Below are 13999 nucleotides of genomic sequence, written 5' to 3' on the forward strand. Positions count from 1 at the left end.
TCACGCTTACCGGGCCTGCAACGTCCTCGAACGTAGGCCGGGTAAGCGTAAGCGCCACCCGGCAACATGCTTAACGCATGCCTGCCATCCGTTTCTTACCGATAAACACCCAGCCCAGCCCCAGCGCGATAAACCACAGCGGCGTAACGATCAGCGCCTGACGGGTATCATCTTCCAGCGTCAGCAGCACCAGCACGAAGACGAAGAACGCCATGCACACCCAGCACATGAGCTTGCCCAGCGGCATCTTGTAGATCGACTTCTCATGCAGGTGTGGGCGCTGCTTGCGGTACACCAGGTATGAACAGAGGATGATGGTCCAGACGAACATAAACAGGATCGCAGAGACCGTGGTAATCATGGTGAAGGCGCCAATCACGCTTGGGTTCACGTAAAGCATCACCACGCCGCCCAGCAGGCACATGCAGGAGAAGGTTAACCCTTTTGCCGGTACCGCACGCTTAGAGAGCTTGGCGAACGCGCTCGGCGCCACGCCTTCCTGCGCCAGACCAAACAGCATACGGCTGGTCGAGAATACGCCGCTGTTGGCAGACGAGGCAGCAGAGGTCAGCACCACGAAGTTAATCAGACTCGCGGCGGCAGGCAGGCCTACCAGCACGAACAGCTCAACGAACGGGCTCTTGCTTGGCACCACCGAACTCCACGGCGTCACGGACATGATGATGATCAGCGCGAAGACGTAGAACATGATGATACGCACCGGAATAGAGTTGATGGCGCGCGGGAGGGACTTCTCCGGATCTTTGGTTTCCGCAGCGGTCGTTCCGACAAGCTCAATCCCCACAAACGCGAACACCGCAATCTGGAAGCCGGCAAAGAAGCCGCTGATGCCTTTCGGGAACCAGCCGCCGTCATTCCACAGATGGGTAAACGACGCCTGAACGCCGGTTGGTGACTGGAAGTGGGTAAGCACCATTACCAGGCCCACCACGATGAGCCCAACAATGGCCACGATTTTGATCATCGCAAACCAGAACTCCATCTCACCGAACATTTTGACGGTGGCGAGGTTCAGGCTCAGCAGCAGCACAATAACCGCCAGCGAGGCCACCCAGTCCGAGAGCCCCGGGAACCAGAACTGCGCGTAGGCGGTAATCGCCACGACGTCCGCCATACCGGTGACGACCCAGCAGAACCAGTAGGTCCAGCCGGTGAAATAGCCCGCCCACGGCCCGAGCAGGTCAGACGCGAAGTCGCTGAAGGATTTGTATTCGAGGTTCGAGAGCAGCAGTTCACCCATCGCACGCATCACGAAGAACAGCATAAAACCGATAATCATATAAACGAATATGATTGACGGCCCGGCGAGACTGATGGTTTTGCCTGACCCCATAAACAGCCCGGTACCGATGGCACCCCCAATCGCAATAAGCTGAATATGACGGTTTGTGAGATTGCGCCGTAGCGACTGTTCAGACGACGCCTCTTCGCCGGCGACGACTTTGACCTGATCTACCATGTGATATTTTCCTGTTTATGCCTGTCTGTGTTGTTAAGGCTCTTCTGGCCTTTAAATACGTCAAAAGATGACGTTCCCTGTAAGGGCTAATCGATATTAGGTAAGAATCGGCGGGATGAATACTATGATTTAGATATTATGTTAATAATATGTTGAAAGTGAGTGTCATATCACTCATACAGCGCGAAACAGCTCACAAAAATACACGCAACAGTTTCGTTTGCAAGATAAAATGTTGATTGCGCCGTAACTATAGGTTTTAACGCTACTTTCCTCTCCCCACGCGGGGAGAGGAAATAAGAAAAATCGATTACAGGATTTCCAGCAGCTCGACTTCAAACACCAGGGTGCTGAATGGCGGGATGGACGCGCCAGCGCCGCGCTCGCCGTAGGCCAGGTTGTGCGGGATGGTCAGCTCCCATTTGGAACCCACCGGCATCAGGGTCAGCGCTTCGATCCAGCCTGCGATCACGCCGTTGACCGGGAACTCTGCCGGCTCGCCGCGCGCTACGGAGCTGTCGAACACGGTGCCGTCGATCAGCTTGCCGGTATAGTGTACGCGAACGTGGTCGGTACGCGCCGGGATAGCGCCGTCGCCCTGGTTGATCACGCGGAACTGCAGGCCGGATTCGGTGCTGTTCACGCCTTCACGCTCGCGGTTCTCTTCCAGATATTTCACACCTTCGGCGGCCATCTCTTCAAAGCGCGCACGACGCACGGCGTCAGCACGTTCGTGGATTTCACGCAGCGCGCGGTGCACGACGTCAACCGGCACGGCAGGCTGTTTGCCTTCCAGCGCGTCAGCGATACCCGCCACCAGCGCTTCGGGTAACAGACCTTCCAGGCCGGATTCGCTCAGCTGCTGTCCTACCTGCAAGCCGATACCGTAACTTGCCTGCGCTTCGATAGTGTCAAAAGTCGGGGTGGTCATGGGTTTTCCTTCCATCACATTTAAAGTAGCGGGCAGCATATCAGCCATGCCCTTATGGGTAAAACTTTGTCTGAAGTTAAGGTGACAAACCGCGACGAAACAGAAACAATAGAGATAACCAGGATTAATCCCGAACTGATGTCACGGATGTCGGGTTTACTACGCCGTTCAGGCAGTTAGCAAACTATACTTCGGGGCACAGGATAAAAAATACGCGGAGCAGGAGGAGTGCCATGCCCGGGCGATTTGAACTGAAACCTACCCTGGCGAAAATCTGGCAGGCGCCGGACAATTTTCGCATCATGGACCCGCTGCCTCCTCTGCATCGCAGAGGGATCATCATTGGCGCGCTGATGGTGATTGTGGGCTTCCTGCTTCCTTCCGGCGGTGATGATGTTGATACCGCCCCCGTCACCCGCAATGCCCAACTGGACATTCAGTCGCAGACGCGGCCGCAGCCCGACGCCCAGCCGATGCAGACGCAGCTCGTCACCCCGTCTAACGATCCGGGTCAGGTGGCGCCGGTTGAGCCAGAACCCATTCAGGATGAACAGCCGCAGGATCAGGGCGCTGCCCCCTCTCAGCCTCAGGCGCAACAGCCCACCGGCATCGAGCAACAGTGGCGTTCCTATCGCGTAGAGCCGGGCAAAACCCTGGCGCAGCTGTTCCGCGATCACAACCTGCCGCCCACCGACGTGTATGCCATGGCGAAAGTGGAAGGTGCGGGTAAGCCGCTCAGTAACCTGCAAAATGGGCAGATGGTGCAGATTCGCCAGAATGCCAGCGGTGTGGTGACGGGGTTAACGATTGATACCGGAAATGGACAACAGGTGCTGTTTACCCGTCAGCCGGACGGCAGTTTCATCCGGGCGCGTTAAGCTTCCGGATCGGTAAAAAGCAAAACGCCGGCACAAGGCCGGCGTTTCAACGTGAGCAGAGTAAAAAATTACTCAGCTACAACGTTAACAACCAGTTTAGCGAACACTTCGCTGTGAACCTGGAAGTCAACTTCGTGCTCACCAGTGGTACGCAGAACGCCGTTCGGCAGACGAACTTCGCTCTTAGCCACTTTAACGCCTGCAGCAGTTACTGCATCAGCGATATCGCGGGTACCGATGGAACCGAACAGTTTACCTTCGTCGCCAGATTTGGACGCGATGGTAACAGTGCCCAGTGCGTTGATTGCTTCAGCGCGAGCGTTAGCAGCCGCCAGAACGTCAGCCAGTTTGGCTTCCAGTTCAGCGCGACGTGCTTCGAAAAACTCTACGTTTTTCTTGGTAGCTGGAACAGCTTTACCCTGTGGAACCAGGAAGTTACGAGCGTAGCCCGCTTTAACGTTAACCTGATCACCCAGGCTGCCCAGGTTTGCTACTTTATCAAGCAGAATAACTTGCATTACCTTATCCTCTTAAAGTCGTATTAATGGACCGTGCCCGATTACTGATGACGATCAGTGTACGGCAGCAGGGACAGGTAGCGAGCGCGTTTGATAGCGCGAGCCAGCTGACGCTGGTATTTTGCACGAGTACCGGTGATACGGCTTGGGACAATCTTACCGCTTTCGGTGATGTAGTTTTTCAGCGTTGCGATATCTTTATAGTCGATCTCTTGAACGCCTTCCGCGGTGAAACGGCAGAACTTGCGACGACGGAAATAACGTGCCATATGGCTAGTCTCCAGAATCTATCAAATCAATCTGCTCGGCATGCAGAACCATTTTGCTCAGGCCGTTCTTTGCCTTGTGGCAAGAGATGAACCCCTGAACGATTACTGCGCTACCGACCGTTAAACTGTGAGTAATGGCCTGGTTTTCGTGACCGCTAATGATAACGGGCATTTGGCACCACGCCTGCCGGTGAAACCCGGCTTCCTCTTGCACAGAACGATGCTCAAGCACGAACTGGCAATGCGGAATTCCTGATGGACTGACCTTTCGAAGGGGAGCCCTGCATACGATGCCGGACAACGCCAGACGGTTGGTCATCAGAAATTACTCTTCAGAATCCCCAGCATCAGAATCATCTGCGGTTTCGTTTGCGAAATCATCGCGACGCTCACGGCGCTCGTCTTTCGCTTTAACCATCGGAGATGCTTCGGTAACTGCGTTTTTGGTACGCATAACCATGCTGCGGATAACGGCATCGTTGAAGCGGAAGGTAGTTTCCAGCTCATCGATCACTTCCTGCGGCGCTTCAACGTTCATCAGAACGTAGTGTGCTTTGTGCAGTTTGTTGATCGGGTAAGCCAGCTGACGGCGGCCCCAGTCTTCCAGACGGTGGATCGTACCTTCTGCACCAGTGATGGCAGCAGAGTAACGCTCGATCATACCCGGAACCTGTTCGCTCTGGTCAGGATGGACCATAAAAACGATTTCGTAATGACGCATCGAATTGCTCCTTACGGATTATTCAGCCTCCTGTCTGGGTCAGCCGAGGCCCGGGGAGGCAAGGAACGTGTTAAAGGTCGGCTGAAAAATTGACGCGTCATAATACTTGCGCGCCCCTGGAAACTCAAGCTGATTGCACAAATAATTCGCACAAAGCGCGAAGCGGGTCTAAGTGGGTGATTTAAAATTGGTCACATCCGGAAGCGTTGTTTTTTTGAACAACTGCATCAGAAATGGTCACGCATCCCCGCCGGATGAATGATTACACTTTAATCAGAGATTGCCTGAATCAAAGAAGGAGTATCCCCCCTCACACAGCACGCAGTCGTGGAGCGCATATCATGAAAAAAATCGCATTAGCCCTAATGGCGGCGCTTTTGCTCAGTGCAAACGCGATGGCAGCCATCAAGATAGACGGCCGACAGGCCAGAAACATGGATGATGTGCAAAGCTTGGGCGTCATTTACATCAATCATAATTTCGCCACAGAAAGTGAAGCAGATCAGGCACTAAACAAAGAAACCGATGCACAGGGCGCAGCCTATTACCACGTGATGTTAATCCGTGAGCCCGGCAGCAACGGCAATATGCACGCCAGTGCAGATATTTACCGATAACGCTTTAACGCTAGCACCAGGAAAGCCAACAACGAGAACATAGCCATAGTTGACGTTGCCCCCTGCCCGGGGGCTTTTTTTTGTGAAAGGCTCCGGAATACCACCGGTTACAACTGTTTTCGGTATTCCAGAGCGCTTATTCACTTCTGCCCGTAGTAGGCATTCGGGCCGTGCTTGCGCATGAAATGCTTGTTCATCAGGTAATCATCAATGCCCTGAAGTTGCGGGTTGATGCCGCGGGCAATCCACGCCATGCGGGCCACTTCCTCCATGACGACCGCATTATGGACGGCGTCGTGGGCATCTTTTCCCCAGGAGAACGGACCGTGCTGATACACCACAATCCCCGGCGTATGCAGCGGTTCTGCCTCACCCAGCGTTTCGATAATCACCTTGCCGGTGTTGAGCTCGTACTCGCCTTCGACTTCACCCTGCGTTAACGCGCGCGTGCAGGGAATGTCGCCAAAGAAGTAGTCCGCGTGCGTCGTGCCCAGCGCCGGGATGGCAAGCCCTGCCTGTGCCCAGGCGGTGGCATGGGTGGAGTGCGTATGCACTACCCCACCGAGGGAGGGATAACGTCGATAAAGCGCCAGATGGGTAGCGGTATCCGAAGAAGGACGCCACTGCCCCTCGACGACGTTTCCTTCGAGGTCCACGACAACCATATCGTCGACCTTCATGGTCTCATACGCCACGCCGCTGGGCTTGATGACGATGACGCCGCGTTCACGATCAATCGCGCTGACGTTACCCCAGGTGAACGTCACCAGCCCGTAGCGCGGCAGATCCATGTTGGCCTCAAAGACCTGCTGTTTAAGCTTAAGCATGTTCAGCCTCCAGCAGCCCCGCCCGGGCCATACGCTCGCGCACCCAGTCCCGCGCCCTGGCCACTTCCGCAGCCGGGTCGTCTGACGTTTCGCTCCACATCTCAATCAGGTACGGCCCGCAATAGCCTGTCTGCTTGAGCGTCTCGAAGCACCGTTCGAAATCCACCACCCCGGTGCCGAACGGTACGTTTTTAAACACGCCAGGACGGGTATCTTTAACATGCACCGCCACGATATGCCCGATGCCCGCCTGCAGCTCCATCTGCACGTCGTTATCCCATGCCGACAGGTTGCCGATATCGGGATAAAGCTGGAACCAAGGGTTGTTCAGATAATGCGCGTAGCCCAGCGCCTTGCTGATGGAGTTCATCAGCGGGTAGTCCATGATCTCCATCGCCAGCGTCACCTGCGCGCGGCTTGCCATCTCTACGCTCTCTTTCAGGCCGTCACGGAAACGACGGCGCGTTTCATCGTTGGCGTCCTGATAGTAAACGTCATACCCCGCCAGCTGAATCACGCGGATACCGACATCCTGCGCAAAGCGGATGGCTTTACGCATGATCTCCAGCCCCTGCGCGCGCACGGCATCGTCTTCGCTGCCGAGCGGAAAACGGCGATGGGCGCTCAGGCACATGGACGGCACGCGCACGCCCGTTTCAGCAACGGCGCCCACCAGCGCCAGACGCTGCTCGCGGCTCCAGTCGAGACGAGAGAGGCGCTCGTCCGTCTCATCCACGGACATTTCGACAAAATCGAAACCCAGCTGTTTTGCCAGCCGTAACCGCTCCAGCCAGCACTCCCCCGCAGGGAGTGCCTTTTCATAGATGCCAAGCGGGACCTGTTTTGACAACATACCCGCTCCTTAGCCCCAAAGCTGAGCGATTGAACGTTTGAACTGACGCGCCGCTTCCACCGGAGACGCCGCGTCACGGATGCTGCGACCGGCGATAAAGACGTGAATCGGGATACCCTGGAACAGCGGCAGATCTTCCAGCGCCAGGCCGCCGGTCACGGTGACTTTGAAGCCCATATCGGCCAGACGCTTGATCGCGCTGATATCCGCCTCGCCCCACGCCACGCCTGCGGCCTGCGCGTCGCGGCTGCGGTGATACACCACCTGCTGAATGCCCGCATCGCGCCACTCCTGAGCCTGCTCCCAGGTCCAGAAACCGGTCAGCTCAATCTGCACGTCGCCGTTAAACTCTTTTGCCACGTCCAGCGCGCCCTTGGCGGTGTTGATATCCGCACAGCAGATCACGGTGACCCAGTCGGCGTTGGCTTCGAAGCACATGCGGGAGAGGATTTTGCCCGCGTCGGCGATTTTGGCATCTGCCAGCACGATTTTGTGCGGATAGAGCGCCTTCAGGTCGCGAACGGCACGCACGCCCTCGCCGACGCACAGAATGGTGCCCACTTCGATGATATCGACTTCTTCCGCGATCAGGCGGGTGGTTTCGTAAGCGTGGGACAACGTTTGGTTATCCAGTGCAACCTGCAACATTGGTAATGACATGTTCAATTCCTCTTAAACTGCCGCCGCGGTGGCGTGATCGATTAAATCCAGCACGTCCTGCTCGGTACGGCAGGCGCGTAAACGGTCAAAATTGGCTTCATCATCAAACAAATTGACGATCTGCATGATGCCCACCTCCTGGTGGGTGTTCGCATCCACGGCGGCCATGGTGATCAGAATATCGACCGGGTCGTTATCTTCGTGGTTAAACACCAGCGGCGTTTTCAGCGTCACCAGCGCGAAGCCGGTTTTCTTCACGCCCTCTTCGGGACGCCCGTGCGGCATGGCCAGCCCTGGCGCTATCACAAAGTAAGGGCCGTGCTGCGCCACGCCATCCAGAATGGCCTGGTAGTAACGCGGCTCGACAACGTCAGCCTTAACCAACAGGTCCACGCTCAGCTTCACCGCTTCCTGCCAGGTGCTGGCCTCAGCCTGTAAAAGGATGGAGTTATTTTCTGCCAGCGAATCACGTAGTTTCATGTGGCGTCCTTACTTCACGTCTTGTGGGAAGTGCTCTTTAATCACTTCCAGCAGTTTTGGCCCGAAATCCGCAGGCGACAGCATGTTGCGCACGCCTACCACATATTTATTGCCCGACACGCTGATTTCACCGGCGATATGGGTAGAGGCGATGATGATATCCGCGCCGTTCAGTTCACTTTTGTATTCACCCACTGCGCAGCTGTTTACCGTGTGGTCGATGTTGGACTGGGTTAAAAACTGGTCCACTTTCATCTTCATGATCATGGAGCTGCCTTGCCCATTGCCACACACAGCCAGGATACGTACGGTCATAATCGAAACTCCTTAATGAGCAGACACTTCTGCTGTTTGTTTTTCCGCATCTTCTTCAGCTCGCAGCGAACGGCCAGCGAAGAACATATAAGCCAGAGCAATCAGGATGATGACGGCCATAAAGACCAGCCCGACAGAGGCAAAGCCCTGCATCATCGGCGGTGCAAGAATTGACCAGTCCGCCATGCCCATCCAGGCGCTCATACCGGTGAGCTTGACCGCCCACACGCAGCCGAAGATTTCCACCATGCCCATCACCAGGCAGATCTTGAGCGCTGCGCGCCAGCCGCCGAAGTGGTTAGCAAAGACGCCGATGGTGGCGTTGGAGAAGAACATCGGGATAAAGCCGGGAATAATCAGGATGGAGGAGCCACAGCCGACGAGGATGCCCACCGCAATCAGCTGACCGATGGTGCCCCACATAAAGCCCCAGACGACGGCGTTTGGCGCAAAGCTGTAGATAGCGGCGCAGTCAATCGCCAGCACCGCACCGGGGATCAGGCGTTGGGAGATACCGTTGAAGGCTTCAGAGAGTTCAGCGACGAACATGCGCACGCCCTGAGTAATGATAAAAATGGCCACCGCAAAGGAGAAACCGGTCTGCAGGATGTAAACCGTCCAGTGCGTTTTACCCGCCATCGCCTGAACAACGTCAATGCCGAAGGAGAGCAGAATGGCGCCGAAGAAGATAGTCATGACAATGGCGGTTGAGACGATGTTGTCATGGAAGATATTCAGCCAGCCGGGCATCTTAAGGTCTTCAACGCTCTCCTCTTTTTTGCCCAGGTATGGCGCAACTTTATAGGCAATCCATGCCGCGAACTGCTGCTGGTGGCCGATGGAGAAGCCACAGCCGTCGGTCACTTCCTGGGTTGGCTTGTACATCATGTTGGAGGTGATGCCCCAGTAGAGCGAGACCAGCACCGCGGTGCAGATAATCGTGGTCCACATGGGGTAGCCGAAGATATAGAGAGAAACCGCGATCAGCCCCGCCTGCTGGAACATGATGTGCCCGGTGAGCATGATGGTGCGAATGCCGGTAATGCGGCGCAGCAGCACGTAGATAATGTTCAGCGCCAGCGCGAGCAGAACCGCGTAACCCACCCAGCTGTAGGCGTCACCCATGCGGTCAATCGTTGCCATCATGGAGGCGTAAGTATCAGAAATTGCTCCATTTATGCCGTAAACTTCCGCCATTTTGGCGACAACCGGCTTAAACGTGCTGGTCAGGATGCCTGAACCCGCCTGCAGCAGCATAAAACCGATAATGGTTTTAATGGTCCCCTTGATAATCACGCTGACGCTTTTGCGCAGCAGAATGTAACCCAGGCACGTCACGATACCCAGCAGCAGCGGGGCGTTGGTCATTACCTGATTGAAGAACACGGTAAAGACGTTGTAGAGGATCTCCATAACTCTCTCCAGAAATGAGAACACGAGGGGCAATCCCTGTGTGGTTGGTGCCATCACTCTAGTAATCACAAATAATCACCACAAGATTGCATTTGATTATTTGTGACGCATCACACAAATTATTTCCATGGTGTTAGTAATGATTTTCACTACCACGCATCTTATATGTATTTTCCTTTATAATTCATGAAATTAATGATTATTAAAGGATAGTCTAACAAGAATAAAACTCAGGTTCTGTGATGTCAGGCAGTTAAAATTACGCGCTTTTGTCATTGCAAAGCCCGTCAAATGGTGCCAGAGTTAATCATAACAAATCACCTTGTGATTATTTTTGATTAAACCAGGAGTCAAAACGATGAGTAAAGTGAACACCATCACCCGTGAATCATGGATTCTGAGCACCTTCCCGGAGTGGGGCAGCTGGCTGAATGAAGAGATCGAGCAGGAACAGGTTGCTCCTGGCACGTTTGCAATGTGGTGGCTCGGCTGTACCGGTATCTGGCTGAAATCTGAGGGCGGTGCCAATATCTGCGTCGATTTCTGGTGCGGCACCGGCAAGCAGAGCCACGGCAACCCGCTGATGAAAAAAGGCCACCAGATGCAGCGCATGGCGGGCGTGGAAAAACTGCAGCCGAACCTGCGTACCACGCCGTTTGTGCTCGATCCGTTTGCCATTCGCCAGATCGACGCCGTGCTCTCTACCCACGATCACAACGATCACATCGACGTGAACGTGGCGGCAGCGGTGATGCAAAACTGCGCGGACGACGTGCCGTTTATCGGGCCGCAGACCTGCGTGGATCTCTGGATTGGCTGGGGTGTGCCAAAAGAGCGCTGCATCGTCATGAAACCGGGCGACGTAGTGAAAATCAAAGACATTGAAATCCACGCGCTGGATGCCTTTGACCGTACCGCGCTGATTACGCTTCCGGCCGATCGGAAGGCCGCAGGCGTGCTGCCGGACGGCATGGACGAGCGCGCGGTGAACTACCTGTTTAAAACCCCTGGCGGTTCCCTGTACCACAGCGGTGACTCCCACTACTCGAACTACTATGCGAAGCACGGTAACGAACACCAGATCGACGTAGCGCTCGGCTCGTATGGCGAGAACCCGCGCGGCATTACCGACAAGATGACCAGCGCCGATATGCTGCGTATGGCAGAAGCGCTGAACACCAAGGTCGTGATTCCGTTCCACCACGACATCTGGTCAAACTTCCAGGCCGATCCGCAGGAGATCCGCGTGCTGTGGGAGATGAAAAAAGACCGCCTGAAGTACGGCTTCAAGCCGTTTATCTGGCAGGTCGGCGGCAAGTTCACCTGGCCACTGGACAAAGATAATATGGAATATCACTATCCACGCGGTTTCGACGATTGCTTCACCATTGAGCCAGACCTGCCGTTCAAGTCCTTCCTCTGATTGAGCAGCCACATCGCCAGACGTGATGTCTGGCGATGCCATATTTCTTTTAGTAATTTCACGCTATTTCAAATATCATCTTTTTAAATCAATTCTTATCGGAATAGCTCATGACGGAAGCGCAACGGCATCAAATTCTCCTCGAACTCCTGGCGCAAACCGGGTTTATCACCGTCGAGAAAGCGATCGAACGTTTAGGGATCTCCCCCGCCACCGCGCGGCGGGACATCAACAAGCTGGATGAAAGCGGCAAGCTGAAAAAGGTCCGCAACGGCGCGGAAGCGATTAGCCAGCAGCGCCCCCGCTGGACGCCGATGAATATTCATCAGGCGCAGAATCATGATGAAAAAGTGCGGATCGCCAGAGCCGCGTCGCAGCTGGTGAATCCCGGCGAGAGCGTGGTCATTAACTGCGGCTCTACCGCCTTTCTGCTGGGCCGTGAAATGTGCGGCAAGCCGGTGCAGATCATCACCAACTACCTGCCGCTGGCCAACTATCTGATCGATCAGGAGCATGAAAGCGTCGTGATCATGGGCGGTCAGTACAACAAAAGCCAGTCCATCACTCTTAGCCCGCAGGACAGCGAAAACAGCCTCTACGCCGGGCACTGGATGTTTACCAGCGGCAAAGGCCTGACGGCGGACGGCCTGTATAAAACCGATATGCTGACGGCGATGGCGGAGCAAAACATGCTCAACGTCGTGGGCAAGCTCGTTGTGCTGGTCGACAGCAGCAAAGTGGGCGAGCGCGCAGGGATGTTATTCAGCCGTGCCGAACAGATCGACATGGTGATCACCGGCAAAGGGGCCAACCCTGAGATCCTCCAGAAGCTGGAAGATCAGGGCGTGAAGGTCCTGCGCGTTTAAAGGTGCTGGCGGAAAAACGCTACCGTGGCGTCCAGCGCCGTTGGCGTGATGCGGTGGCGAACGCCCGGCTCCCACAGACAGGTCAGATTACCGTCCAGGCCTTCATTCATTAGCGCCTGCTGCAGGCGAAAGGTTCCCTCCGGCGGAACCACATCATCCGCGTCACCGTGCCACAGCAGCAGCGGGCGGTCGGCCACGCGCGGCAATGCCCGGGACACGTCCCACTCTGCCAGCATCGCGGTGATTTCCGTTAAATCCTGCGGCGGGAAAAGCGTCTGCGCCAGCGACGTAAAGTAGCCCGAGCCCATCAGACAGGCGACCGACGTCACTTCAGGGTGATGCGTCATGATCCCCAGCGCCGTCATACCGCCCATCGATGCCCCGGCAATCGCCAGACGATTGTCGGCCACCAGCCCCGCCTCATAAAGCGCATCGCGCAGCCCGGCAAACTCGGTCATGCTCCCGTGCAGAATCTGCCAGAACTGCCCAAGGCGCGCCTGTTCATTACCCATAAAGCGCCCGCCGTGGTCCGGCGCATCGGGCATCACCACGCGAAAACCCGCCTGCGCCAGCGCGACCGCAAAATAACTGTAAACCAGCTTCGATGAGGTAAACCCATGATAAAAAACCACAACCGGCAGCGGTTTATCGCGTTTACCCGCGGGTATGGCGTGTAAAATTTCATGGTCGCCGAGGTGGCGTATTTCAATTTCAATCATTGTCGACCCTGTACGAATGTATGATTCATAATGTTGAGAACTGGGTTACGCTTTCACGTCATTTTCATTCGAAATATACGTCCCAGATAACACTTCGGGAACATTCCCCCAAAACTAAATTCACAGCCAACTACACTATGGCTATCAGGAAACGAGATATGGTTATGCGCAGGTTTGCTGCTTTATTGCTGGTGTTTCTGCTCAGTGGCTGTAGCGCGCTGCAGGGAACGCCGCAACCCGCTCCACCGGTCGCCGATCATCCACAGGAGATTCGTCGTAATCAGACGGAAGGATTACAACGAATGGGCACCGTCTCCGCGCTGGTTCGCGGTTCCCCGGATGACGCAGAAGAGGCAATAAAAGCACAGGCCGTCGCCGCCAAAGCAGATTACTACGTCATCATTATGATCGACGAAACCATCATCACGGGACAGTGGTATTCGCAGGCCATTTTGTACCGTAAATAATGGTTTTCCTTTGAACGAGATTTACACTGCTTTGCGTCCATAGACATTTTCCTGTCCACAATAAACTCCATGCCCGCGTCAATGGAAGGGAGTTTATTCGCGAAGGATTGCCCGGCGGATACCGGAGATATGTGAAATGGAGCTGACGATGAAACGAACTCTTGCTTTGACCTCTCTGCTGCTCTCAGCAGGCCTGGTGACCACCACCGCGCAGTCGGCAGAATTCGCCAGCGCTGACTGCGTGACTGGCCTGAATGAAATTGGCCAGATCTCCGTGAATAATATCTCGGGGAGCCCGCAAGACGTTGAACGCCTCGTGGCATTAAAAGCCGACGAGCAGGGTGCTTCATGGTATCGCATCATCCAGATGCAGGAAGATAACCATATCGACCACTGGCGGGTACAGGCCATTCTCTACGTGTAATAATCCTCCTGATAAAAGCCACTTATTTTTAGTGGCTTTTCGCTTTTGCAAATTTTTTATCTTATTAAAAACTAATTAATAACAATAAGATAACTTTTTGTTACATTAATTCAGTAAACGTAATCCCCGCCCTGCCGT

General features: G+C 55.0%; 19 protein-coding genes. 6 read left to right on the forward strand and 13 right to left on the reverse strand.

The window, feature by feature from the left end; genetic code table 11:
• Window positions 1-70: 70 nt before the first annotated feature.
• Both cycA and fklB read right to left on the reverse strand, forming a co-directional pair.
• The gene (cycA, locus tag L6R44_RS12685) at window positions 71-1480 is read right to left on the reverse strand and encodes a D-serine/D-alanine/glycine transporter (RefSeq protein WP_032643827.1); all 1410 of its coding nucleotides are present in this window, start codon (window positions 1478-1480) and stop codon (window positions 71-73) included.
• A 310-nt stretch (window positions 1481-1790) separates the two neighbouring features.
• On the reverse strand, window positions 1791-2411 hold the full coding sequence (fklB, locus tag L6R44_RS12690; RefSeq protein ID WP_008502892.1) for an FKBP-type peptidyl-prolyl cis-trans isomerase: 621 nt from the start codon (window positions 2409-2411) through the stop codon (window positions 1791-1793).
• A gap of 233 nt (window positions 2412-2644) precedes the next feature.
• On the opposite strand from fklB, the gene L6R44_RS12695 reads away from it, so the two are divergent.
• Window positions 2645-3289, forward strand: coding sequence for an OapA family protein (locus L6R44_RS12695; RefSeq protein WP_237424432.1), 645 nt, complete (start codon window positions 2645-2647; stop codon window positions 3287-3289).
• Window positions 3290-3357: 68 nt separating this feature from the next.
• On the opposite strand, the gene rplI is transcribed toward L6R44_RS12695, so the two are convergent.
• Genes rplI through rpsF form a run of 4 tightly spaced genes read right to left on the reverse strand, consistent with a single transcriptional unit; the run spans window position 3358 to window position 4797 of the window.
• Complete coding sequence (rplI, locus tag L6R44_RS12700) at window positions 3358-3807, reverse strand: 50S ribosomal protein L9 (protein ID WP_024907318.1); 450 nt, start codon at window positions 3805-3807, stop codon at window positions 3358-3360.
• Between the two features lie 41 nt (window positions 3808-3848).
• A complete protein-coding gene (rpsR, locus tag L6R44_RS12705; RefSeq protein WP_000135199.1) occupies window positions 3849-4076 on the reverse strand; it encodes a 30S ribosomal protein S18 in 228 nt (75 codons plus the stop codon).
• 4 nt (window positions 4077-4080) lie between these two features.
• On the reverse strand, window positions 4081-4395 hold the full coding sequence (priB, locus tag L6R44_RS12710) for a primosomal replication protein N (RefSeq protein ID WP_008502895.1): 315 nt from the start codon (window positions 4393-4395) through the stop codon (window positions 4081-4083).
• A 6-nt stretch (window positions 4396-4401) separates the two neighbouring features.
• Window positions 4402-4797, reverse strand: coding sequence for a 30S ribosomal protein S6 (rpsF, locus tag L6R44_RS12715; RefSeq protein ID WP_014068637.1), 396 nt, complete (start codon window positions 4795-4797; stop codon window positions 4402-4404).
• Between the two features lie 341 nt (window positions 4798-5138).
• Between rpsF and yjfY the strand changes: the two genes are divergently transcribed.
• Window positions 5139-5414 carry a DUF1471 family protein YjfY gene (gene yjfY, locus L6R44_RS12720; RefSeq protein WP_237424433.1) on the forward strand — a complete coding sequence of 92 codons (276 nt, stop codon included), beginning with the start codon at window positions 5139-5141 and terminating at the stop codon, window positions 5412-5414.
• A gap of 140 nt (window positions 5415-5554) precedes the next feature.
• On the opposite strand, the gene L6R44_RS12725 is transcribed toward yjfY, so the two are convergent.
• The 6 genes from L6R44_RS12725 to ulaA are packed head-to-tail and all read right to left on the reverse strand — an operon-like array spanning window position 5555 to window position 9962.
• Window positions 5555-6241, reverse strand: a complete 687-nt coding sequence (locus tag L6R44_RS12725; RefSeq protein ID WP_237424434.1) for an L-ribulose-5-phosphate 4-epimerase — start codon at window positions 6239-6241, stop codon at window positions 5555-5557.
• The gene (locus L6R44_RS12730; protein WP_237424435.1) at window positions 6234-7094 is read right to left on the reverse strand and encodes an L-ribulose-5-phosphate 3-epimerase; all 861 of its coding nucleotides are present in this window, start codon (window positions 7092-7094) and stop codon (window positions 6234-6236) included. The genes L6R44_RS12725 and L6R44_RS12730 overlap by 8 nt, the downstream gene beginning before the upstream one ends.
• Window positions 7095-7103: 9 nt before the next feature.
• Window positions 7104-7754: a 3-keto-L-gulonate-6-phosphate decarboxylase UlaD gene (ulaD, locus tag L6R44_RS12735; protein WP_023334265.1), complete on the reverse strand. Its 651-nt coding sequence runs from the start codon at window positions 7752-7754 to the stop codon at window positions 7104-7106.
• Window positions 7755-7766: 12 nt separating this feature from the next.
• The gene (ulaC, locus tag L6R44_RS12740) at window positions 7767-8234 is read right to left on the reverse strand and encodes a PTS ascorbate transporter subunit IIA (protein ID WP_032643822.1); all 468 of its coding nucleotides are present in this window, start codon (window positions 8232-8234) and stop codon (window positions 7767-7769) included.
• 9 nt (window positions 8235-8243) lie between these two features.
• On the reverse strand, window positions 8244-8549 hold the full coding sequence (ulaB, locus tag L6R44_RS12745; protein WP_003856022.1) for a PTS ascorbate transporter subunit IIB: 306 nt from the start codon (window positions 8547-8549) through the stop codon (window positions 8244-8246).
• Window positions 8550-8561: 12 nt separating this feature from the next.
• On the reverse strand, window positions 8562-9962 hold the full coding sequence (gene ulaA, locus L6R44_RS12750; protein WP_045890410.1) for a PTS ascorbate transporter subunit IIC: 1401 nt from the start codon (window positions 9960-9962) through the stop codon (window positions 8562-8564).
• A 358-nt stretch (window positions 9963-10320) separates the two neighbouring features.
• On the opposite strand from ulaA, the gene ulaG reads away from it, so the two are divergent.
• Entirely contained in the window at window positions 10321-11385 is a 1065-nt protein-coding gene (ulaG, locus tag L6R44_RS12755) for an L-ascorbate 6-phosphate lactonase (protein WP_237424436.1), read from the forward strand.
• Window positions 11386-11495: 110 nt separating this feature from the next.
• Complete coding sequence (gene ulaR, locus L6R44_RS12760; RefSeq protein ID WP_032643819.1) at window positions 11496-12251, forward strand: HTH-type transcriptional regulator UlaR; 756 nt, start codon at window positions 11496-11498, stop codon at window positions 12249-12251.
• Here ulaR and yjfP read toward each other — a convergent pair.
• The gene (gene yjfP / locus L6R44_RS12765) at window positions 12248-12970 is read right to left on the reverse strand and encodes an esterase (RefSeq protein ID WP_237424437.1); all 723 of its coding nucleotides are present in this window, start codon (window positions 12968-12970) and stop codon (window positions 12248-12250) included. The genes ulaR and yjfP overlap by 4 nt on opposite strands.
• A gap of 137 nt (window positions 12971-13107) precedes the next feature.
• Between yjfP and bsmA the strand changes: the two genes are divergently transcribed.
• Together bsmA and yjfN are read left to right on the forward strand one after the other, a co-directional pair.
• Window positions 13108-13437 (forward strand): biofilm peroxide resistance protein BsmA, encoded by a 330-nt coding sequence (gene bsmA, locus L6R44_RS12770; protein WP_025758271.1) that lies wholly within the window; start codon window positions 13108-13110, stop codon window positions 13435-13437.
• A gap of 136 nt (window positions 13438-13573) precedes the next feature.
• Window positions 13574-13861: a DUF1471 family protease activator YjfN gene (yjfN, locus tag L6R44_RS12775; protein WP_032643815.1), complete on the forward strand. Its 288-nt coding sequence runs from the start codon at window positions 13574-13576 to the stop codon at window positions 13859-13861.
• Window positions 13862-13999 lie beyond the last annotated feature (138 nt).

Source organism: Enterobacter cloacae complex sp. ECC445 (assembly GCF_021892025.1).
In the GTDB taxonomy this organism is placed as follows: Bacteria; Pseudomonadota; Gammaproteobacteria; order Enterobacterales; family Enterobacteriaceae; genus Enterobacter; species Enterobacter chengduensis.